Origin of the sequence: Neisseria sp., from assembly GCF_030530745.1 — a bacterium.
In the GTDB taxonomy this organism is placed as follows: Bacteria; Pseudomonadota; Gammaproteobacteria; order Burkholderiales; family Neisseriaceae; genus Neisseria.
Window position 1 is genome coordinate 1 of sequence record NZ_JAUMUI010000032.1, and the last position, 21,967, is coordinate 21,967.

Sequence of the window (21,967 nt, forward strand, 5' to 3'; positions counted from 1 at the left end):
TTGGACGACGGCGCCACCGTGCCCTTTATCGCCCGCTACCGCAAAGAAGCCACCGGCGGCTTGGACGACAGCCAGCTGCGAACCCTCGAAGAGCGCCTCACCTACCTGCGCGAACTCGAAGAGCGCAAACAAACCGTATTAAAAAGCATAGCAGAACAAGGCAAGCTCACGCCCGAATTGCAGGCGGCCATCGAAGCGGCCGACAACAAAACCGCGCTCGAAGACCTCTATCTGCCCTACAAACCCAAGCGCCGCACCAAAGCGCAGATTGCCCGCGAAAACGGCCTGCAACCCTTGGCCGATTCATTATTGGCCGACCAAAACCAAGACCCCGAAGCCGCCGCGCAAAGCTATCTCAACGAACAAGTGCCCGACAGCAAAGCCGCGCTCGACGGCGCGCGCGCCATTTTGATGGAACAGTTCGCCGAAGACGCCGAACTCATCGGCCGCCTGCGCGAAAAACTGTGGGCGGAAGCCGAAATCCACGCCCAAGTGCTGGAAGGCCAAGCCGAAAGCGGCGAAAAATTCAAAGACTATTTCGACCACCGCGAAGCCGTGCGCAGCATGCCCAGCCACCGCGCGCTGGCCGTATTGCGCGGCCGCAACGAAGGCATTCTTCAGACAGCCTTAAAATACCAGCCCGACGAAACCCCGATTACCGAACAGAGCGATTACGAAAAAATCATCGCTCAACACTTCCATATCAATAATGAAAACAAATGGCTGCGCGACACCGTGCGCCTCACCTGGCGCGCCAAAATCTTTCTCTCACTCGAGCTGGAAGCATTAGGCCGTCTGAAAGAAAACGCTGACAGCGACGCCATCACCGTGTTCGCCCGCAACCTCAAAGACCTGCTGCTGGCCGCCCCCGCCGGCCGCCTCACCACCCTCGGCCTCGACCCCGGCTACCGCAACGGCGTCAAATGCGCCGTGGTCAGCGACACCGGCAAACTCTTGGACACCGTGATTGTCTATCTGCACCAAGAAAACAATATGTTGGCTACGCTTGCCGCGCTGATTAAAAAACACGGCGTGAAGCTCATCGCCATCGGCAACGGCACCGCCAGCCGCGAAACCGACAAAATCGCGGTCGAATTGGTGAGAATGCTGCCTGAAACGGGTCTGCACAAAATCGTCGTGAGCGAAGCGGGCGCATCCGTCTATTCCGCCAGCGAACTGGCCGCCAAAGAATTCCCCGAACTCGATGTCAGCCTGCGCGGCGCGGTTTCCATCGCCCGCCGCCTGCAAGACCCGCTCGCCGAACTCGTGAAAATCGACCCCAAATCCATCGGCGTCGGCCAATACCAGCACGATGTCAACCAAAACCAGCTTGCCAAATCGCTCGATGCCGTGGTGGAAGACTGCGTCAACGCCGTGGGCGTAGACGTCAACACCGCCTCCGCGCCGCTGCTCGCCCGCATTTCCGGCCTCAACCAAACCCTTGCGCAAAACATCGTCGCCTATCGCGACGAACACGGCGCGTTTGACAGCAGAAAAAAACTCCTCAAAGTGCCGCGCCTCGGCGAAAAAACCTTCGAGCAGGCCGCAGGCTTCTTGCGCATCAACGGCGGCAAAGAACCGCTCGATGCCAGCGCCGTCCACCCCGAAGCCTATCCCGTCGTCGCCAAAATGCTGGACGATCTGCACATCAAGGCCGCCGATTTAATCGGCAACCGCGAAAAAATCCGCCAAATCAAACCCGCCGCCTACACCACCGAACAATTCGGCCTGCCCACCATCATGGACATCCTCGCCGAACTGGAAAAACCCGGCCGCGACCCGCGCGGTGAATTTCAGACGGCCTCATTTGCCGAAGGTGTAAATGAAATCAAAGACCTGAAAATCGGCATGATACTGGAAGGCGTGGTCTCCAACGTCGCCAACTTCGGCGCCTTCGTCGACATCGGCGTACACCAAGACGGCTTGGTGCACATCTCCGCGCTGGCCGACAAATTCGTGCAAGACCCGCGCGACGTGGTGAAAGCAGGCGATGTGGTCAAAGTGAAAGTGCTGGAAGTGGACGAAAAACGCAAACGCATCGCGCTGACCATGCGCTTGGACGACGAACCCGGCACGCAGGCCAAACGCAGCGGCAGACCGTCTGAAAACAACCGCAGAGGCGATAACCGCAGCGCCAAACCGCAACGGGAAAAAACCGTCGGCAATACCGTGATGGCGGATGCGTTTGCGAAGTTAAAACTGTGATGTTATGCAAGCAACGAGATAAGACAATGTCCAAATTATCCCAAGTACAAAAAGTCATTGCGTTTTTACAGGCAAACCCGCAGCAGAAATTTACCGCAAGACAAATTGCGGAAGCGATTACCACGCAATACGCAGGCGATTACCAAAACAAGAAAGCCGCATTCCCCACCGAGCAAGAATTTATCCAGCAGGTTGTGGCGGAAATTAGTGCACAGAAAAACAGTATCATCAAAGCTTGTCCGGATATCGTGATGCAGGATAAACCGCGCCCGCGCTTATATTGGTATCAAGCCGGTGCTGCTTTATCGGCTGAGCCTGAAGCAATGGCAGAACTTCGCAATGATTCCGAAAGTTACTCGGAGCATGATTTGTATCCCAAGCTGATGCAGTTTTTATCTGATGAATTGGGTTTGTATTGTTTGCGGATTGATGAAAAACGCTCTAAAAACAATCGCGGCGCAAAAGGCAACCAATGGCTGCATCCCGATATTGTGGCCATGCAGACCATGGATAGACAATGGAACGAAGATGTCCGCCAGTGTGTGAAATTGGGTTCCGGGCAAAACGTGGCGTTGTGGTCGTTTGAGGTGAAATTGGCGTTAAACGGCGCCAATGTGCGGGAAAGCTTTTTCCAAGCAGTCAGCAATTCCGGCTGGGCCAATGAAGGTTATTTGGTGACCACAGCCATTATAGGTGAACACACCGAGGAAGAGTTGCGGATTTTGTCGGCATTGCACGGTATCGGTGTGATTATGCTGAATGCCGATGATTTATCTGAAAGTGAAATTTTATTACCCGCCAAGCGTAAAACGGACACCGATTGGCAATCGGTTAACCGTATCGTGGAACAAAATAAGGACTTTGAAACCTTTATCGAATATGTGGCGATTTATTACCAATCGGGAAAAATCGTTGAGAAAAATTGGAACAGATATTAATGATGGACTCTATCCAATGAATTCGACAGCTTGTTAGCAGGTGTTTTGCTGTACCGCTTAACTTTCAGACGGCTTTAAACGCCTTCCCCCCAAAAAAACCTTATAATGCCGCACTTTGAAACTTCCCCTCCCACCATGACCGCCCTACCGCCCCGCCGCCTTTCCGTCGCGCCCATGCTTGATTGGACCGACACCCACTACCGTTATATAGCCCGCCAGATTACGCGCCATACTTGGCTTTACAGCGAAATGATCAATGCCGGCGCCATTATCCACGGTGATAAAAACCGTTTTTTAAAGTTTAACGAAGGCGAGCAGCCGGTTGCCCTGCAATTGGGCGGCAGCGAGCCGGCCGATTTGGCGCAGGCGGCCAAAGCGGGCGAGGCTTACGGCTACAACGAAATCAACCTCAATTGCGGCTGCCCCAGCCCGCGCGTGCAGAAAGGCGCGTTCGGCGCCTGCTTGATGAACGAAGCCGCACTGGTGGCCGACTGCCTCAACGCCATGCAGGATGCGGTGCGGATTCCCGTAACCGTTAAACACCGCATCGGTATCGACCGCCAAAACGAATATGCCGTCGTGCGCGATTTTGTGGGCGCGCTTTCCGTTCAGACGGCCTGCACCACTTTTATCGTCCATGCCCGCAACGCTTGGCTCGACGGCCTTTCGCCGAAAGAAAACCGCGAAGTGCCGCCCTTGAAATACGATTATGTTTACCGCCTCAAGCGCGATTTTCCCGATTTGGAAATCATCATCAACGGCGGCATTACTACCAACGAAGCAATCGCCGCGCATTTGAAACACGTCGACGGTGTGATGGTCGGCCGCGAGGCCTATCATAACCCGATGGTGATGCGCGAATGGGACAGGCTGTTTTACGGCGGCAGCGAAGCGCCTGTTGGCTATGCCGATTTGGTGGAAAAGCTGTTCCGTTACAGCCGCGCGCATATCCTATCCGGCAACGGCGCCACGCTCCGCCACACCGCCCGCCATTATCTCGGCCTGATGCACGGCCTGAAAAACGCACGCGTGTGGCGGCGTATGCTTTCCGATGCTTCGCTTCTGAAAAATAACGACGGCAGCCTGATTCTCGAAGCGTGGCGGGAGGTGGCGAAAGCCAACGGGTTGGATTAACCGCCCTGCCCCGCGCCTGCCATAATTTTTACAGCTTGATGCGCCGACAAACACGCTGATGATTGTCAACCACCTGAGAATATGTTATAAATCTTAGGCAATTTACTCTAAAAAATATCGCACCAAGAGGATATATGGCACACAGCACATTGGCAAACCAGCCGGTTCATATGGATACGGCTGATTTTTTACGACATATCGAAGCGGCTTTCAAACGCATTTTTTCAGACGGCCTCAACCTGATGCACTATCTGCCCGAAAACAAATGGCTCGAGCTGAAGCGTGCGGGGCTGTTGCTGCCGTTTTTGGCCGAGCGGCACGGCGGCAGAAAAAGCAATCAGTTTGAAATCCAAGAAGTGTTGCGCATCGCCGGGCATTACGGCGTGCCCGTTACCCTGCGCACCGGCATCGAGGGTGCGCTGGTATTGCAGCCTTTAATCGAGTTCGGCAACCCGCAGCAAATCGAAACCGGCCTGAAGCTGATTTTCAACGGCGAAGGCGGCGGCCTGGGCATCACCGAGCCTGAAACCTCCGGCGCCGCCATTGCGCGCGAAATGCAGTCTTATTACGAATATCAGGATAACGGCACCGTTTATGTGCACGCCGTCAAATATTGGCAGGGAAACTCGCAAAGCGACTTTCTGCTGGTGGCCGCCAAAGAGCGCAAAAACGGCAAATTATCGAAAACCATCAATCTGTTGCTGGTGCCCAAACAATATATCGGCTATGAAACCCTGAAATCGGAAGGCTTGCGCGCGGTGCGCTATGCGGTCAACCGCATCGATGCGGCCATACCCGCCGATTGCGTGATGAAACTTTCGGAAAACGAAGCCGCCGGCCTGCGCGCCTTTCAAAACATCTTTATCCGCAGCCGCCTGCAACTGGTGGGCATGACCCACGGCGTGATGGAATACATCATCGAAAACCTGCGCCGTTTCGTGGTAAACGACATTAAATTCGTTGATCACGAGCGCCGCCAAATCATGAAACGCCATGCCGTTTCGCAACTGCTTTACCGCTTCACCTGCCGCCACGTCGCCCCCGACCAAGCCGTTGCCCATCAGCTGATGGAAGCCAACATCATCAAAACGCTGGCCACCGAATACACCTACGGCGCGGCGCAGATTTTGCAGAAACTGCTCGGCGCCAAAGGTTTCGAGAGCGGCCACCCCGCCAGCAATATCGCCATCGACATCCGCCCTTTCACCATTTTCGAAGGGCCGAACGATATGCTGTATGCCGAAATCTACGACCAGTTCGTCCGTGCCACCCTTCAGGAAAAAGCGCAAGGCATCAAACCCGATAAAAACCAAACCCTGCTGCAACGCCTGCTGTCGGACCACCGCTTCGCCGCCGTGCGACTGCCCGAACGCAGCGAAGTGCCTGCCGACATTGCCGGTTTTCTGCAACAACACCGCTTGGGCGAAGCCGACGCCGCCGAAAAAGTGTTTCTCGGCAAAATCATCGCCCGGCTGTTTGTGTGGGCGCAGGCCGACAGCCAAGATGCCGCCGCCCTGCTGTTAACCGATGTGCGCAAGGATATGCTGGATTGCCAAGAGCTCGGCGTGTAAAACGCCGGCGGAACCACTTCGCAAAATTTTTCCAATATGCGGTAAATACTCCCCTGCCGCCATTCCAGCGCAGGCGGGAATCAAGTTGAACGAACAATAAGTTACATTTACTCAAATACTTGTTAGATTCCAACATGGATTCCCGCCTGCGCGGGAATGACGGTATAGGAGGTCTTATTTGAATTCACCATATATAGCGAAACATATATCAGAAAACACCAAGGCCGTCTGAAAAACCCTTTCAGACGGCCTTGATGTTTATCACACTGTTTCTATCGGCATCAAACGCCTTTTGCCAATATTCCCAACAAAATTTCCCAGCATTCGCCCACCGTGGCGGTTTCCACACGTTCCCACGGTGTGTGCGCCTTCTATGGTGGGGCCGAAGGAAATCATTTCAACATCTGTCAGGTGCTGCTGCATCAGGCCGCATTCCAAACCGGCGTGCAGCACCTCGGTTGTTGGTTCGCGTCCCAAACGGGCGGCAAATACGGGTTTGGTGGCGGCAAACAGCCTTCGACTAAGCGTCGGGTTTTCAGCCGGGGTAATCGCCCTCAAGCAGCAGCTCGGCGCCGCTTATAGATATTGCCTTTTTCGTCTTGGCGCGCGCCTGCTCCATGATCAGAGCGGCCGACACAGCTTGTAGGTAGGTGCGGCACGGCGCAGATATCGGCAAACCATTATCAAACAGGTTGCGGGGAAAGCTGCCGGATAGGCATCAATCAATCTTCTATAGCGAAACAAAGAGGGTTTCAGACGGCCCTGCCGTATAATGTGCCGAAAACGGAGGATATAATGATGGAACGCGAAAAAATTTATTATGCGGCAGTGATTTTCATCTCGGCGGTTTCTATTCTGCTCAGCCCGTTTTTTTATATGCGCCGCACACGCAGGCAGGGAAACGGGCGATCCGACAAACGCCGCCGCTGGTGCGCGGTGGCAGCCGGCAATATATTGATGGCGTCGGCATTGCTGGCAGTGTGGTGGTTTTGGCTGAGGAGGCAATCATAATCAGCACCGGCCTTGCCCGTTTGATTTTCAGACGGCATACTGCACACTTCACATTACAGAAAACAAATCATGAACAACACCATCCGCCTCGCAGCCGCCGTCCTGCTCTCTGCCGGCACACTGTCCGCACAAGCCGCAACGGTTTACGAATGCGCCCGAAACGGGCAGCGCGTTTACACGCAAAACCCCGGCAGCAACTGCCAAAAAGCAGATATCGGCAAGGTCGGCCTCTATTCGGCATCACCGGCACCTGCCATCCAAACGCAAGGTTCTGTGCAGGAAAACCGCCCGGAAAACCGTTCCGACAGCCAAACAAGGTATCAAGCAGCCCGGCAGCAGCTCGAACAGGCGCAGAAAGCATTGGAAGAAGGCAAACAGGTGCGCTACGGCAACGAGCGCAATTATGTGCGCTATCAGGAGCGCATCAGAAAACTGGAAGCAGCGGTAAACGAAGCCCGGCAGAAACTGAACGAACCGGATAGAGCCAACGAATCCTTATCCGAAGCTTTTTAAGCGCCGGAACTTTAAGGGCCGAAACAAACCGGTGAAAGCAGGCTTTCAAGCAAAAGCCGGAAACTTCTACAAAATGCCGTCTGAATACTTCAGACGGCATTATTTAATATTTGTATGGAAAAAGATTATATCCCGGCCGTCCGGCTGGTTTGACCAAATCCCCACAAAACCCCGAAAACATGATTTAATGGCAGCCTGCCAACCAAACAGAAAACGTTCTTATGGCCCGACACACGCCCATCATCCGGTCGCTGCTCGACACCGATTTATACAAATTCACCATGTTGCAGGTGATTCTGCACCAGTTTCCGCAAGCACACGGCGTGTATGAATTCCGCTGCCGCAACAACGATCAAACAGTTTATCCGCTGGCCGAAATCCAAGCCGAACTAGAACAGGAACTCGATTCGCTGTGCCGGCTGAAATTCAGCCAAAGCGAGTTAGATTATCTGCGCAGCCTGCGTTTTATTAAAAGCGATTTTGTCGATTATCTCGAACTGTTTCAGCTCAAACGCCGCTTCGTGCAAGTAAGCACCGACGACGAAGGCCGTTTGAATATCCGCATCGAAGGCCCGATGATACAGGCGATGTTTTTCGAGATTTATATTCTCGCCATCGTTAACGAGCTTTATTTCCGCCGCCTCGAAACCCCCGAGGTTTTAGCCGAAGGCGAACGCCGCCTGCAGGCCAAAGCCGCCCTGCTTCAAAAACTGGCCACTTCACAAAACCCTGCCGATCCGCCGTTTTTAATTTCCGACTTCGGCACCCGCCGCCGCTATACCCTTGCCTGGCAGGAACACGTTATCAAAACCCTTTATGCCGCCGTGCCCGAAGTTATGCGCGGCACCAGCAACGTCTATCTCGCAAAAAAACTAGGTATCACCCCCATCGGTACCATGGCACACGAATTTTTACAGGCCTTTCAAGCACTTGATGTGCGATTGCGTGATTTTCAAAAAGCCGCTCTCGAAAGCTGGGTGCGCGAATACCGCGGCGATCTCGGCATCGCCCTCACCGACGTGGTGGGCATGGATGCCTTTTTGCGCGATTTCGACCTCTATTTTGCCAAACTGTTCGACGGCCTGCGCCACGACAGCGGCGACCCTTATGTTTGGGGCGACAAAGCCTATGCCCACTACAAAAAGCTCAAAATCGACAGCCGTACCAAAATGCTCACTTTTTCAGACGGCCTCAATATTGAAAAATCATGGGCACTGCACCAATACTTTAAAAACCGCTTCAAAACCAGCTTCGGCATCGGCACCAACCTCACCAACGATTTGGGGCACACCACGCTCAACATTGTGTTGAAACTGGTCGAATGCAACGGCCAGTCGGTAGCCAAACTTTCCGACAGCCCCGGCAAAACAATGACCGACAACAATACCTTCCTCGCCTATTTGCGCCAAGTATTCCAAATCCCCGCCCCCGAATAATGTAAAACGACAAAAGCTTTCAGACGGCCTCAAAATAGATAAACCCCGCCATTTATGATATAAGGCCGTCTGAAACCTCAAACCGATCACAAAGGAAACCACATGATTTCACAAGATTTAAGCGGAAAAACTGCCCTTGTTACCGGAGCATCCCGCGGCATCGGCGCCGCGATTGCCGACACGCTGGCCGCAGCCGGCGCCACTGTTATCGGCACCGCCACCGGCGAAAGCGGCGCCCAAGCCATCAGCGGGCGTCTCGCACAATGGGGCGGGCAAGGCCGCATACTCAACGCCGCCGAACCCGAAAGCATCGAAAACTTAGTTGCCGCCATCGAAAAAGAATTCGGCAAAATCGACATTCTCGTCAACAATGCCGGCATCACCCGCGACAACCTGCTGATGCGCATGAAAGAAGAAGAGTGGGACGACATCATGCAGATCAACCTCAAATCCGTGTTCCGCGCCAGCAAAGCCGTATTGCGCGGCATGATGAAGCAGCGCAGCGGCCGTATCATTAATATCACATCGGTAGTCGGCACCATGGGCAACACCGGGCAGGCCAACTACGCCGCAGCCAAAGCAGGCTTAGCCGGCTTTTCCAAATCCATGGCACGGGAAGTCGGCAGCAGGGGCATCACCGTCAACTGCGTCGCTCCCGGCTTTATCGACACCGACATGACCCGCGCCCTGCCCGAGGAAACCCGCAAAATGTTTGAAGCGCAAACTGCATTGGGCAGATTCGGCGATGCGCAGGATATTGCCGATGCCGTGCTGTTTTTAGCCGGCAGCCAAGCCAAGTACATCACCGGCCAAACCCTGCACGTTAACGGCGGCATGCTGATGCCCTAAACCACGTTCGGCGGCTTTGCCGCTATCCTGTCCGGCAAGCTTGTAATAAAGTAAATAAAATTATTAAAAGCAATTTCTTTTAATTTGAACAGTTTGCTTGAAAACACAAAAAAAACGGCATCAAAACGCTTGCGCGGTATATTGAATTTTGGTTTAATTACGTTTTCGCAAGGCGATACGGGTGATTAGCTCAGTTGGTAGAGCGTCTGCCTTACAAGCAGAATGTCGGCGGTTCGACTCCGTCATCACCCACCAAGTTTTCTGCGCGGAGTGGTAGTTCAGTTGGTTAGAATACCGGCCTGTCACGCCGGGGGTCGCGGGTTCGAGCCCCGTCCACTCCGCCAAATCTTTAAAGAAAAAAAGCACCGCTTAAAACCGGTGCTTTTTCTTTTAAAGGCTTTTTTGCAACTACTTTCAAACGGCCGGATGTTGAAACTTATTCCCTTTTTGAACCGCGTTTCAAATGCCGGCCGTATTCAAGTGCACACTCGGGCTTACCCAGCCCCGTCAAAACGTAAAGATGGGCAGCAGCCGATACGGCCAGGCTTTCCTGTGTATAGCCGCCTTCCAACACCGATACCACGCGTCCTTTCGCACTCTCGGCCGACCTCATGATTTTGTGGGTCAACCAGGCGAAGTCGGCCTCGTGTAAATTCAAACAGCCCGTTTCGTCTTGTTTGTGGGCATCAAAACCCGCCGACAGCAGCACCAGCTCCGGCTTGAACGCCTTCAGGCGCGGCAGCCACTGCTCGCGCACTGCCCTACGGAACATCCGGCTGCCCGTATGAGATGCAAAAACAGTATTTATACAGTTTGGAGCAGGATCAGGGACAGTTTCGGGAAACGGATACAGCCCTTGGCCGAAGCTGTTTAAAAATAAAATGCGCGGGTCGTTTTTAAAGATTTCTGCCGTGCCGTCGCCGTGGTGCACATCAAAATCAATTATGGCAATACGCTGCAGACGGAAATTGGCAATGGCGTGCATGGCGCCCACCGCCACATTGTTGATCAGGCAAAATCCGCCGGCCCGGTCAGTTTTGGCGTGGTGGCCGGGCGGGCGCACGGCGCAGAACGCATTGAAAGCTTCACCCTTCATCACCATTTCCACGCCTTTTATCACTGCACCGGCTGCATAACGGGCGGCATGTAGTGATTCATGACTCATCACCGTATCGTCGTCGAGACGGTAGATTTTACCGGCAGGCGGTTGCACTGATTCCAGAAAACGCAGATATTTGCGCGGATGAACCAAAGCCAGTTGCTTGTCGGCCACTTCGGGAGCCTGCACGGCCTGCATCACATTCCGGATACCTTGTTTCTCAAGCTCCGCCTCAACAGCCGCTATCCGCTGCGGCGATTCGGGGTGGCCGCAACCCGGTTCGTACAGCAAAAACAGAGGATGGCTGATCCATGCTGTTTTGGCCTTACGGCCGAGCAGGCGGCGCAATTTGGTACGCATGTATTTGATAATGTTCATTGCCGTATTCCCGTTTTCAATGCCGCAGCGTAGTTTTCAGACGGCTTTTGGGCAATTTATGGCTGATCCATACTGAAACTTCTTGGAAAAATCCGCCCTGCCCTTTAGAATAGCCTATTTTCGACGGTAATCCAAACGGCTTGCCGCCTGTCAACAATTCAAGGAATGGACAACATGATTGATTTTGCTTATGCCGCCGATGCCGCCCAACCCAATATGCTGATGCAGTTCGCCCCGCTGGTGCTTATTCTGGTAGTGTTTTACTTTCTGATTATGCGCCCGCAGCAAAAGAAATTCAAAGCCCACCAAGCGATGATTGCCGAGTTGAAACGCGGCGACAAAGTGATTTTGGCTTCGGGCTTCAAAGGCACGGTAAATAAAGTGGGCGATCAGTTTTTCACCGTGGAAATCGCACGCGGCGTGGAAGTTGAAGTGGAACGCAACGCCATCGCCGGCAAAGCCGAATAAGCCCGCCGCTTTAAAAGCCGCCGCATTCGTGCTGCGGCTGTTTGTGTTTATAAAATAAAGGTTTAACATGAACCGTTATCCACTTTGGAAATACCTGCTGATTGCCGCCACGATTATTTTGGGCATCATCTACACCCTGCCCAACCTGTTCGGCGAAACCCCGGCGGTGCAGGTATCCACCAACCGACAATCCATCATCATTAACGACCAAACCGAAGCGCGGGTGGCCGCCGCCCTCAAAGCCGCCGACATTCAAACCGACGGTATGTTTGTTGCCGACAATTCACTGAAAGTGCGCTTCAAAGACACCGAAACCCAGCTCAAAGCCCGCGATATTATCGAAAACACTATGGGCGAAGGCTACATCACTGCGCTCAACCTTTTGGCCGACAGCCCCGAATGGATGGCTAAAATCAAAGCCAATCCGATGTTTCTCGGTTTGGATTTGCGCGGCGGCGTACATTTTACTATGCAGGTGGATATGAAAGCCGCCATGCAGAAAACTTTCGAACGCTATTCGGGCGACATCCGCCGTGAGCTTCGCCGCCAGAAAATCCGTACCGGAACCATACGCCAAACCGGAAACAGCCTGGTTATACCGTTTCAAGACGGTACCGATTTGCAGAAAGCGCTGCCGCTGCTGCGCAATTATTTTCCCGAGGCTGCCTTCACGCCCGAAGGCAACAGCCTGACACTGACACTTTCGCAGGAAGTTCTCAATAAAGTGCGTACCGACGCGCTTAAGCAAAACATCACTACACTGCACAACCGTGTTAACGAATTGGGTGTGGCCGAACCGGTTATCCAACAGTCGGGAGCGGAGCGCATTGTGGTTCAGTTGCCCGGCGTGCAAGACACTGCCAAAGCAAAAGATATTATCGGCCGTACCGCCACTTTGGAAGTACGCATGGTTTCCGACGATTCGGCTCAAGTTCAGGCGGCCTTATCGGGTAATGTGCCTGCAGGTTACGAGTTGCTTTACAGCGCGGGCGAGCAGCCGCAGCCCACTTTGGTGAGCAGGCAGGTTGAACTGACCGGCGACAACATCAACGATGCCCAACCCGGTTTCGACGAAATGGGTGCGCCCGCCGTCAACATTAACCTCGACAGCACCGGCGGCAATATTTTTGCCGATCTCACCGCTCAAAACGTGGGCAAACGCATGGCGATGGTTTTAATCGACCAAGGAAAAGCCGAAGTGGTAACCGCCCCTGTTATCCGATCTGCCATTACCGGCGGCCGCGTACAGATTTCCGGCAGTATGAGCACAGCCGAAGCCAACGACACCTCACTGCTGCTGCGTGCCGGTTCGCTGGCCGCACCGATGGAAATTATCGAAGAGCGTACCATCGGCCCTTCTTTAGGCAGAGAAAACATTGAAAAAGGGTTTAATTCAACCTTGTGGGGTTTTGCCGCCGTAGCAGTATTTATGGTGCTCTACTACCGCTTGTTCGGAGTGTTTTCCGTGATTGCACTCTCAAGCAATATTCTGTTTCTGATGGCGATTTTATCGGCATTGCAAGCTACTCTGACGCTGCCGGGTATTGCCGCGCTGGCCTTGACGCTGGGTATGGCTATCGACTCCAACGTATTGATTAACGAGCGTATCCGTGAAGAATTGCGATCGGGAACAGCCCCCCAGCAGGCCATCAACCTCGGCTACCAGCATGCATGGGCCACCATTGTCGATTCCAATATCACTTCACTGATTGCCGGCATCGCCCTGCTTGTTTTCGGCTCAGGCCCCGTGCGCGGCTTTGCCGTAGTGCACTGTTTGGGCATTCTCACCTCGATGTTCTCTTCTGTGGTGGTTTCACGGGCAATGGTCAACCTGTGGTACGGCCGCCGCCGCAAACTACGGCATATTTCCATCGGTTCGGTATGGAAAGCCAAAACCGAAACAGCCGCCAAGGAGTAAACAATATGGAATTTTTCAGAATCAAACGCGATATTCCGTTTATGAGCTATGGCAGGCTCACTACCTTTATTTCACTGCTTACCTTTGTTGCCGCCGTATTTTTCTTAATTACCAAAGGTCTGAACTTCTCGGTTGAATTTACCGGCGGCACGGTAATGGAAGTGCAATACCAACAAGGCGCCGACGTTAATAAGATGCGCGGGCGGCTTGATACGCTGAAGCTGGGCGATGTTCAAGTACAGGCGCTGGGTACCAACCGCCATATCATGATCCGCCTGCCTAATAAAGAAGGCCTTCCTTCGGCTCAGCTGTCCAACAACGTGATGAACCTGCTCAAACAGGACAGCCCCGACGTTACCTTGCGCCAGGTTGAATTTATCGGCCCTCAGGTAGGAGAAGAGCTGGTAACCGGCGGCCTGCTGGCGTTGGGCATGGTAATTGTCGGCATCATCATTTATCTTTCTGTGAGGTTTGAGTGGCGTTTTGCCGTGTCGGCGATTATCGCCAATATGCACGACGTGATCATTATTCTCGGCTGCTTCGCCCTCTTCCAATGGGAGTTCTCACTAACCGTGCTGGCCGGTATCCTTGCGGTGCTGGGCTATTCGGTGAACGAATCGGTAGTGGTGTTCGACCGCATCCGCGAAAACTTCCGCAAGCCGCAGATGCGCAATAAAACCGTGCCGCAGATTATCGATAATGCCATCACCGCCACCATGAGCCGCACCATCATCACCCACGGCTCCACCGAGGCGATGGTGCTTTCGATGCTGATTTTCGGTGGTGCCGCGCTGCACGGCTTTGCCATGGCCTTAACCATCGGCATCGTGTTCGGCATCTATTCTTCGGTGCTGGTGGCCAGCCCGCTGCTGCTGATGTTCGGCTTGAGCCGCGAAAATCTGGCCAAACCGCAGAAACAGAAAGAAGAAGCCGTGGTTTAACAGTTTTGCCGGTATAAACTACAAACCACAAAGGCCGTCTGAAAACATTTCAGACGGCCTTTGTGCTTTGTACAATCCGTATCGGCTTTGAAAGTACTCACGCCGCAGCCGGGCTTGGCTTGTATATGGCGCAAGTGTTTAAAAGGCCGGCACAAATATTCAGCACCGGCATTACACCAAGCCTTTTTTCTCCAAATAGCTTTCGTAGTCGCCCAGATAATGTTCGTAGCCGCCTTTGCCGTCGAGCTCGATGATTTGTGTGGCGAGCGAGGATACGAACTGGCGGTCGTGCGACACGAAAATCAGCGTGCCTTTGTATTTTTCCAGCGCCATGTTAAGCGATTCGATGCTTTCCATATCCATATGGTTGGTCGGCTCGTCCATAATCAGCACGTTGGGTTTCAGCAGAATCAGCTTGCCGTAGAGCATGCGGCCTTTTTCGCCGCCCGAGAGCACCTGCACCTGTTTTACCACATCGTTGCTGCCGAACAGCAAACGGCCGAGCGTGCCGCGGATAACCTGTTCGTCGTCGCCTTCCTGCCCCCATTGGCGCATCCATTCGGTCAGGTTCATCGCCACGTCGAAATCGTTTTCGTGGTCTTGCGGGTAATAGCCCACATTGGCTTTTTCCGCCCATTTGATGCTGCCCGCATCGGCGGTGAGGCCGTCTGAATATTGGCTGTCGAACGCACCGGCCAACAGTTTCAGCAAGGTGGATTTACCCGCGCCGTTGGGGCCGATAACCGCCAGGCGCTCGCCGGCTTCGAGAATGAAATTGAGGTTTTTGAACAACGGGTTTTCAAAGCGCTTGGCCAAACCGTCCACTTCCACGGCCTGGCGGTGCAGCTTGGATTTTTCGTCGGTTTCAAAGCGGATATACGGGTTTTGGCGGGTTGAGGGTTTCACCTCCACCATTTCGGATTTGATTTTGTCGGCCTGCTTCAGGCGGCTGGTGGCTTGGCGGGCTTTGGATTTGTTGGCCGAGAAACGCGCCACGAACTCTTGCAGCTCTTGCAGTTTCTCTTTGGCCTTGGCGTTGTCGCGCATAGCGCGCTCGCGCGATTGGGCCGAAGCCAGCATGTAGTCGTCGTAATTGCCCGGGTAGATGGTGATGCTGTTGTAGTCAACGTCGGCCATATGGGTGCACACTTCGTTTAAAAAGTGGCGGTCGTGCGAGATGATGATCATGGTCGAATCGTATTGGTTGAGCACGCCTTCGAGCCAGCGGATGGTGTTGATGTCGAGGTTGTTGGTCGGCTCGTCCAAGAGCAAAACGTCGGGTTTGGAAAACAGCGCCTGTGCCAGCAGCACGCGCAGTTTGAAGCCCGGGGCGACTTCGCTCATTTGGGCGTTGTGCAATGCTTCTTCAATACCCACGCCGCTCAACAGCTCGGCGGCACGCGCTTCGGCGGTATAGCCGTCGTATTCGGCGAACTTGGCTTCCAGCTCGGCCGCTTTCATGTAGTCGTCTTCGGTGGCCTCGGGGTTGGCGTAAATCGCATCGCGTTCGGTCATCGCCGCCCACATTTCGGTGTGGCCCATCATCACCACGTCGAGCACGCGCATATCTTCGTAGGCAAATTGGTCTTGGCGCAACTTGCCCAAACGCACGCCGTTTTCGATGGCCACTTCGCCGCTGGTCGGCTCCAAATCGCCGCCGAGGATTTTCATGAAAGTAGATTTGCCCGAACCGTTGGCACCGATCAGGCCGTAGCGGTTGCCTTCGCCAAACTTCACAGACACGTTTTCAAACAGCGGCTTGGCGCCGAACTGCATGGTAATGCCGTTGGTAGAAATCATTTGATGTAAACCTTCGCGAATATAAAGATATAAAGTATGAAATTATAGCATATTTGCACTCGGGCGGATTCTGTTTCAGGGCCGTCTGAAAAAGGCTGCAAGGCAATCGGAATATTTTTTCAGACGGCCTAATGCCCGCAACACCACCCCTTCAGCCGGCATTTGAAATTTTTCACATTGATTCAAGTCAATAAAACCGCCCTATCCCGCTTTGCCAACCGTTAAACCGCTTGACGGACAACACTTGTTTTCAATACGATAGCCACCATAAAAAAATTTAAAAAACGGTTTGAAAACGCAACCGTTTTTTAAATTAAAAAAATGACACCGATGTCATTTAACAAAAACAGCAACTGCACACTGAAAAAAGCCTTGGCAAACAAGGCTAGGAATACTTTCGGGGGAAGTGTTTCACCTGTTAATAATTCTGATGCAGCTGTTTACCCAACTTTTTGGAGAATGAATGATATGAAACCCCAAAAGATCCTGCCTTTCGTATGTGCTTCCCTCTTCGCCGCCCCTGTTTTGGCGGCAAACACAGCGGCCGCACTAGCCACTACCGATGATTATGTGAACGCCGGTGCAAAACGCGCTTCAAGCGATTACAACGTTATCCCCGACCGATTCGGTGCCCACGGTACCATCCGCGCCCGCGCCGACTCCGGCGATACAGCGGCCAACTATGCAGCCGAAGACAACGCCAAAAACAACACAGCCAGCCATCTGAACGCCGATTTATGGTTTTCCGCCCGCGTTTATAAAGACTGGAAAATCGTTACCCAAATCGAGCCGCAAATCGATTTGGAAACCGGCAAGTTCAACGGCGACCACGATGTTCCCATGAACAAGCTTTACGCCGAAGGCACGGTTTACGACAAAGTCAAAGCCCGCGTGGGCAAATTCGGTGCCTTCTCTTCATACGGCCGCGTGCTCGATAATGAAGTAACCGGCGCAGAATTGTTTTTCGACTACAAATACCCAACCAAAGTGGCTGTTGCCCGCGTAACCAAGCATTTAAACGACAACCCGTGGGGTGTGGAAGTCCGCCGTGAAGCAATGGTATCCGCCCAAACCGTGATTCCCGTTGGCGACACAGCCAACATCGGCGCCACCGCCGTTTACCTGAACAATGTAAAACAGCCCGACAACAGCCGTAAAAACGCCGTCTTCGGCGAAGTCGGCGCCGACGTAAAACTCAACGATGATTGGAGCGCAATGGCCGCCTACAGCCGCTCCAACCTCACCGGCGTGAAAGACAGTGCGGGCAAAAAAGTATCACCCGACGGCATTTTTGCCGGTGTGAAATTTAAAAACGCCGGATGGGAAACCCGCAACTCTTACGACGTATTTTTCAACCTGCGCCGTGTCGGCGCAATGTCGGGCATTTCATCGGTTGAAGACTACAGCAAAAACGTACAAGGCGCGCAAATCGGTTTCAACTACGTTCCCTATAAAAACTTCAAGCTCAATGCTTTCTACCTGCACGGCAAACAGGTTAACGCCACAGTCGGCAGCAGGAAGCAAGACGTAAACGTGGTGCGCAGCCAAATCGAATACAAATTCTGAACCCGTATAACGCTTCGCAAACAAAGGCCGTCTGAAAAACTTTCAGATGGCCTTGCTTCATTCAAAAAACGTTATACCGAAACAAACTTATCAAGCAGGCATAGCCCCTTCGTTTTGATAAAGCGTAAACAGCGGCACACCACGATTGCGGATATTGGCACCGCCGGGCAGATCGGTAAATTCCAAAATCGCCGCCGCCTCGATGATTTCACCGCCGAGTTTGCGGATTAGCTCAATGCCTGCCTGCATGGTACCGCCTGTGGCCACCAAATCGTCCACCAACAACACGCGCGCGCCTTTCTGAACGGCATCGGTATGGATTTCCACCGTTGCCTCACCGTATTCCAGCGCATAACTTTGCGAAAGCGTTTCAAACGGCAGCTTGCCTTTCTTGCGGATAGGCACGAAGCCCACATTCAGCTGGTAGGCCAAAGCCGCCCCGATGATAAACCCGCGCGCATCCAAACCGGCCACCACGTCGATTTTCTGCCCCATATAGCGGTAAACCAACAAATCCACCAACAGGCGGAAATATTCTGGGCTTTGCAATACAGGCGTAATATCATGAAATAAAATGCCTTTTTTCGGCCAGTCGGGCACTTTGCGGATTTTTTCATACAGTTTTCCCACGCCCATCACATCGGGATGAATCAACATATCTGCTTTATCCTAAATTCGGTAACCAATAAATCGGCAATTGTAGCAAAGCTTGACATTCGTTGTCGCCCCGTCTGCCGCTGTGGCATAATAAGCGGTAATTTCCCTCCCGGCCCGTTACCATGCAAGCATCATCCAAAGGCAATATTTTCATTATCTCCGCCGCCTCCGGCACCGGCAAAACCACGCTGGTTTCCCGCCTTACCCGACACCACAACGATATCCGCGTATCGGTTTCCCACACCACCCGCCCTCCCCGGACAGGCGAAGAACACGGCCGCCATTATTATTTTGTCGGTACCGCAGAATTTGAAAAGTTAATCGGCGAAAGTGCCTTTCTCGAACACGCCAAAGTGTTCGACAATTATTACGGCACCAGCGTGGAAGGCGTGAACCTGCTGCGCGGACAGGGTTATGACGTGATTTTGGAAATCGACATCCAAGGCGCCGAACAAGTGCGCCGCGTGTGGCCCGATGTGTGCAGCATCTTCATTCTGCCGCCTTCGTTTAAAGTTTTGGCCGAACGGTTAACCAGCCGCGGCACCGACGGCCCCGAAACAGTAACCAAACGCCTGAGTAAGGCACGCCGCGAAATCGAACAGGCGTTTTTATTCGATTATGTTGTCGTAAACAACGATTTGGCCGAGGCCGAAGCAGACCTGCTTTCCATCATTAAATCGCACCGTCTCAAACAATCCTCACAACGGCTGTTTATTGAAAACCTGTTGGAAAATTCTTAAAAAACAGCGACAATATAACTTCATCCTCCTCTTAACCTTTCATAACGAGAAAGTATCCGACAAAATGGCACGAATCACCGTAGAAGACTGCGTTACCAAAATCCCCAACCATTTCGACCTCACCCTTACCGCAGCCCGCCGCGCCCGCCAGCTTGAAAACGGCACCGCGCCTCTGGTTGACGATGTGCGCAACAACAAGCCCACCGTTACCGCCCTGCGCGAAATCGCCGCCGGCGAAATTACCACAGAGCTGCTCAAACGCAGCAAATAACCGCACAAGGCCGTCTGAATGCGTGCGCCGCAACCCACCGCCCCATACGATCCGTTAACGGCCGAAGCCCGCAGCCTGCTGTTCCGTACGGCATCTTATCTGAACAGCAAAGAGCAGGAACAGCTTGAAAAAGCCTGCGCCTTTGCTTTTTATGCCCACGACGGCCAAACCCGCAAAAGCGGCGAGCCCTACATTACCCACCCGCTGGCGGTTGCCGCCCAACTGGCCGTGTGGCATATGGACATACAGGGGCTGTGTGCCGGAGTGATGCACGATGTGCTTGAAGACACCGGCGTTACCAAACTTGAAATGGCCGCCGGATTCGGCGAAACCATTGCCGAAATGGTCGACGGTCTCTCCAAACTCGAAAAACTCGAATACGACAGCCAGGCCGAGCATCAGGCCGAAAGTTTCCGCAAGCTGATTCTGGCCATGACCAAAGACGTGCGCGTGATTGTGGTGAAACTTGCCGACCGCCTGCACAATATGCGCACGCTCGGCTCGATGCGTCCTGAAAAGCGCCGCCGTATCGCGCAGGAAACGCTGGAAATCTATGCTCAAATCGCCAACCGTATCGGCCTGAACAACGCTTATCAGGAATTGCAGGACTTATCTTTCCAAAATCTGCATCCGCGCCGCTACGAAACCCTGCAAAAAGCCATGAAGGCCAGCCGCCGCAACCGTCGCGACGTGGTCGGCAAAGTATTGCGTGCTTTCAGCGTGCGCCTGGTTGACGCCAATATCGAAGCCAAAATCAAAGGCAGGGAAAAAAACCTTTACAGCATCCACCAGAAAATGCAGGCCAAAAACCTGCGTTTTGCCGATGTGATGGATATTTACGGCTTCCGCGTAATCGTTAACAGCATTCCCGCCTGCTATGCCGCACTGGGCGCCCTGCATAACCTGTACCAACCCAAACCCGGCCGCTTCAAAGACTATATCGCCATTCCCAAAAGCAACGGCTACCAAAGCCTGCACACCACTCTGGTCGGCCCCTACGGCCTGCCCATCGAAGTGCAGATACGCACTTGGGAAATGGATGCCGTGGCCGAAGGCGGTGTGGCGGGACATTGGATCTACAAATCAGGAGAAAGCACCGTCGATCAGGCCACACTGCATACCAACCGCTGGCTGAAAAACATTCTCGACCTGCAGGCCGGCAGTGCCAACGCCATGGAATTTTTCGAAGCCGTTAAAGTCGACTTATTCCCCAATGAAGTGTATATCCTTACACCAAAAGGGAAAATTCTGGCGCTCCCAAAAGGTGCCACTCCTATCGATTTTGCCTACGCAGTACACACCGATGTCGGCCACCGTACCGTGGCGGCCCGTGTCAACGGCACCATGATGCCGCTGCGCACAAAATTAAAAACCGGCGATTCGGTGGAAATCATCACCTCCGAGCAAGCCAAACCGAACCCTGCATGGCTCAATTTCACCGTTTCCAGCCGTGCCCGCAGCGCTATTCGGAACTATATCAAAAATATGAACCGCAAAGATGCGGTAACCTTGGGCGAAAACCTGCTGCAAAAAGCCCTTTCCAGCCTGCTGCCGCAAAATATCCTGCTTTCAGACGGCCTGAAAGAAAAATATCTGGAAGACCTCAACAACAAACAAACCACGTTTGAAGACGTGCTCTATAACGTCGGAATGGGCCACACCCTGCCCGTTACCGTAGCCATGCACATCGCCGAACTTGCCGGCGAACATTTCGGCGGCGAAGTGCGCTTAAGCCCGATTAAAATCAACGGAGGCGAAACCGGCCGCGTACATCTGGCACAATGCTGCCAGCCCCTGCCCGGCGATGCCATTCGCGCCTTGCTGATTAAAGATAAAGGGCTGGTTATCCACCGCGACACCTGCCCCAATATACTGAAAGCCGATCCGGACCAACAGCTTGATGCCGGTTGGGAAAGCTTCACCGATCAAAGTTTCCGCACCACGCTGGTAGTCGGTTCCCGCGACACCCGCGGCCTGCTGGCTTCGATGGCTCAGGCGATTTCATCATCAGGTGCCGATATCGAATCAGTGGAAACACCGCAGAAACAACCCGGCATGGAAGGATTTATCGAATTCAAATTTTTCCTGAAAGTGAAAAGCACCGATCAGCTCAACGGCATTATCCGCGCCCTGCATACCATTCCGCAGGTGCAGCGCATCGTGCGCGTTTGACAATATCAAACCGACATATTATGGTCTGAAAAAAACTGAACTGCACCTCAAAAGTTGGACACCACCCCAACTAAAAAAGGTGCAGTTTTCTTATGTTCCAAGATACCCCATACTTCAAAAGAGGATGAGCTACAGACCTGTTTTAGAGGAGTAGGTTCTGCAATGATCTGTTTGACAGCATCCGTCATTTTGCGTGCGGTTTTGTTTTTTGGTGTCATAATGTGTGCTGTACCTGCCGGTGGCAATATAGCTAATCAACTTAATAATCGATACAGGTTCGAAACAGCAAATCAATATCCT

20 protein-coding genes and 2 tRNA genes are annotated in these 21,967 nt (G+C 53.2%); 18 read left to right on the plus strand and 4 right to left on the minus strand.

From position 1 onward, the window contains the following. The 4 genes from Q3970_RS09480 to Q3970_RS09495 form a co-directional block, all read left to right on the plus strand. On the plus strand, nucleotides 1–2,205 hold a 2,205-nt coding region (locus Q3970_RS09480; protein WP_303100334.1), incomplete at its 5' end, for a Tex family protein. A gap of 26 nt (nucleotides 2,206–2,231) precedes the next feature. Then, nucleotides 2,232–3,143, plus strand: a complete 912-nt coding sequence (locus tag Q3970_RS09485; protein WP_303100335.1) for a COG2958 family protein — start codon at nucleotides 2,232–2,234, stop codon at nucleotides 3,141–3,143. A gap of 135 nt (nucleotides 3,144–3,278) precedes the next feature. Further along, nucleotides 3,279–4,277 (plus strand): tRNA dihydrouridine(20/20a) synthase DusA, encoded by a 999-nt coding sequence (gene dusA / locus Q3970_RS09490; RefSeq protein ID WP_303100351.1) that lies wholly within the window; start codon nucleotides 3,279–3,281, stop codon nucleotides 4,275–4,277. 134 nt (nucleotides 4,278–4,411) lie between these two features. Next, complete coding sequence (locus Q3970_RS09495; RefSeq protein ID WP_303100336.1) at nucleotides 4,412–5,848, plus strand: acyl-CoA dehydrogenase family protein; 1,437 nt, start codon at nucleotides 4,412–4,414, stop codon at nucleotides 5,846–5,848. Between the two features lie 261 nt (nucleotides 5,849–6,109). Here Q3970_RS09495 and Q3970_RS09500 read toward each other — a convergent pair whose 3' ends face one another. Next, nucleotides 6,110–6,406, minus strand: a complete 297-nt coding sequence (locus Q3970_RS09500; protein WP_303100337.1) for a hypothetical protein — start codon at nucleotides 6,404–6,406, stop codon at nucleotides 6,110–6,112. A 237-nt stretch (nucleotides 6,407–6,643) separates the two neighbouring features. Between Q3970_RS09500 and Q3970_RS09505 the strand changes: the two genes are divergently transcribed. The 6 genes from Q3970_RS09505 to Q3970_RS09530 all read left to right on the plus strand — a co-directional run bounded on the left by Q3970_RS09505 (nucleotide 6,644) and on the right by Q3970_RS09530 (nucleotide 10,001). Continuing rightward, nucleotides 6,644–6,859, plus strand: coding sequence for a hypothetical protein (locus Q3970_RS09505; protein ID WP_368494376.1), 216 nt, complete (start codon nucleotides 6,644–6,646; stop codon nucleotides 6,857–6,859). Nucleotides 6,860–6,928: 69 nt separating this feature from the next. Beyond that, nucleotides 6,929–7,372: a hypothetical protein gene (locus Q3970_RS09510; protein WP_303100338.1), complete on the plus strand. Its 444-nt coding sequence runs from the start codon at nucleotides 6,929–6,931 to the stop codon at nucleotides 7,370–7,372. Between the two features lie 221 nt (nucleotides 7,373–7,593). Next, a complete protein-coding gene (gene pncB / locus Q3970_RS09515) occupies nucleotides 7,594–8,808 on the plus strand; it encodes a nicotinate phosphoribosyltransferase (protein ID WP_303100339.1) in 1,215 nt (404 codons plus the stop codon). 102 nt (nucleotides 8,809–8,910) lie between these two features. After that, complete coding sequence (fabG, locus tag Q3970_RS09520) at nucleotides 8,911–9,657, plus strand: 3-oxoacyl-ACP reductase FabG (RefSeq protein WP_303100340.1); 747 nt, start codon at nucleotides 8,911–8,913, stop codon at nucleotides 9,655–9,657. 179 nt (nucleotides 9,658–9,836) lie between these two features. Next, nucleotides 9,837–9,912, plus strand: a tRNA-Val gene (locus Q3970_RS09525). A gap of 12 nt (nucleotides 9,913–9,924) precedes the next feature. After that, nucleotides 9,925–10,001: transfer RNA gene (locus Q3970_RS09530), tRNA-Asp, on the plus strand. A 92-nt stretch (nucleotides 10,002–10,093) separates the two neighbouring features. Here the strand turns inward: Q3970_RS09530 and Q3970_RS09535 are convergent. Continuing rightward, on the minus strand, nucleotides 10,094–11,134 hold the full coding sequence (locus tag Q3970_RS09535; protein WP_303100341.1) for a histone deacetylase family protein: 1,041 nt from the start codon (nucleotides 11,132–11,134) through the stop codon (nucleotides 10,094–10,096). A 174-nt stretch (nucleotides 11,135–11,308) separates the two neighbouring features. On the opposite strand from Q3970_RS09535, the gene yajC reads away from it, so the two are divergent. The 3 genes from yajC (at nucleotide 11,309) to secF (ending at nucleotide 14,461) form a co-directional block, all read left to right on the plus strand. After that, nucleotides 11,309–11,602 (plus strand): preprotein translocase subunit YajC, encoded by a 294-nt coding sequence (gene yajC, locus Q3970_RS09540; RefSeq protein WP_303100342.1) that lies wholly within the window; start codon nucleotides 11,309–11,311, stop codon nucleotides 11,600–11,602. A gap of 67 nt (nucleotides 11,603–11,669) precedes the next feature. Continuing rightward, on the plus strand, nucleotides 11,670–13,520 hold the full coding sequence (gene secD, locus Q3970_RS09545; protein WP_303100343.1) for a protein translocase subunit SecD: 1,851 nt from the start codon (nucleotides 11,670–11,672) through the stop codon (nucleotides 13,518–13,520). 5 nt (nucleotides 13,521–13,525) lie between these two features. After that, on the plus strand, nucleotides 13,526–14,461 hold the full coding sequence (secF, locus tag Q3970_RS09550) for a protein translocase subunit SecF (RefSeq protein ID WP_303100344.1): 936 nt from the start codon (nucleotides 13,526–13,528) through the stop codon (nucleotides 14,459–14,461). A gap of 171 nt (nucleotides 14,462–14,632) precedes the next feature. Here the strand turns inward: secF and Q3970_RS09555 are convergent, their stop codons facing one another. Further along, nucleotides 14,633–16,261 carry an ABC-F family ATPase gene (locus Q3970_RS09555; protein WP_303100345.1) on the minus strand — a complete coding sequence of 543 codons (1,629 nt, stop codon included), beginning with the start codon at nucleotides 16,259–16,261 and terminating at the stop codon, nucleotides 14,633–14,635. A gap of 468 nt (nucleotides 16,262–16,729) precedes the next feature. Between Q3970_RS09555 and Q3970_RS09560 the strand changes: the two genes are divergently transcribed. Then, entirely contained in the window at nucleotides 16,730–17,827 is a 1,098-nt protein-coding gene (locus tag Q3970_RS09560; RefSeq protein ID WP_303100346.1) for a hypothetical protein, read from the plus strand. 90 nt (nucleotides 17,828–17,917) lie between these two features. Here Q3970_RS09560 and Q3970_RS09565 read toward each other — a convergent pair whose 3' ends face one another. Beyond that, nucleotides 17,918–18,484: an adenine phosphoribosyltransferase gene (locus Q3970_RS09565; protein WP_303100347.1), complete on the minus strand. Its 567-nt coding sequence runs from the start codon at nucleotides 18,482–18,484 to the stop codon at nucleotides 17,918–17,920. Nucleotides 18,485–18,606: 122 nt separating this feature from the next. Here Q3970_RS09565 and gmk point away from each other — a divergent pair, with 122 nt between their 5' ends. From gmk to Q3970_RS09585, 4 genes are all read left to right on the plus strand, one after another. Continuing rightward, on the plus strand, nucleotides 18,607–19,224 hold the full coding sequence (gene gmk, locus Q3970_RS09570) for a guanylate kinase (RefSeq protein ID WP_303100348.1): 618 nt from the start codon (nucleotides 18,607–18,609) through the stop codon (nucleotides 19,222–19,224). 64 nt (nucleotides 19,225–19,288) lie between these two features. Beyond that, complete coding sequence (gene rpoZ, locus Q3970_RS09575; RefSeq protein ID WP_135033770.1) at nucleotides 19,289–19,495, plus strand: DNA-directed RNA polymerase subunit omega; 207 nt, start codon at nucleotides 19,289–19,291, stop codon at nucleotides 19,493–19,495. 18 nt (nucleotides 19,496–19,513) lie between these two features. Further along, nucleotides 19,514–21,667: a bifunctional (p)ppGpp synthetase/guanosine-3',5'-bis(diphosphate) 3'-pyrophosphohydrolase gene (locus Q3970_RS09580; RefSeq protein ID WP_303100349.1), complete on the plus strand. Its 2,154-nt coding sequence runs from the start codon at nucleotides 19,514–19,516 to the stop codon at nucleotides 21,665–21,667. Nucleotides 21,668–21,721: 54 nt separating this feature from the next. Then, on the plus strand, nucleotides 21,722–21,967 hold a 246-nt coding region (locus Q3970_RS09585; RefSeq protein WP_303100350.1), incomplete at its 3' end, for a hypothetical protein.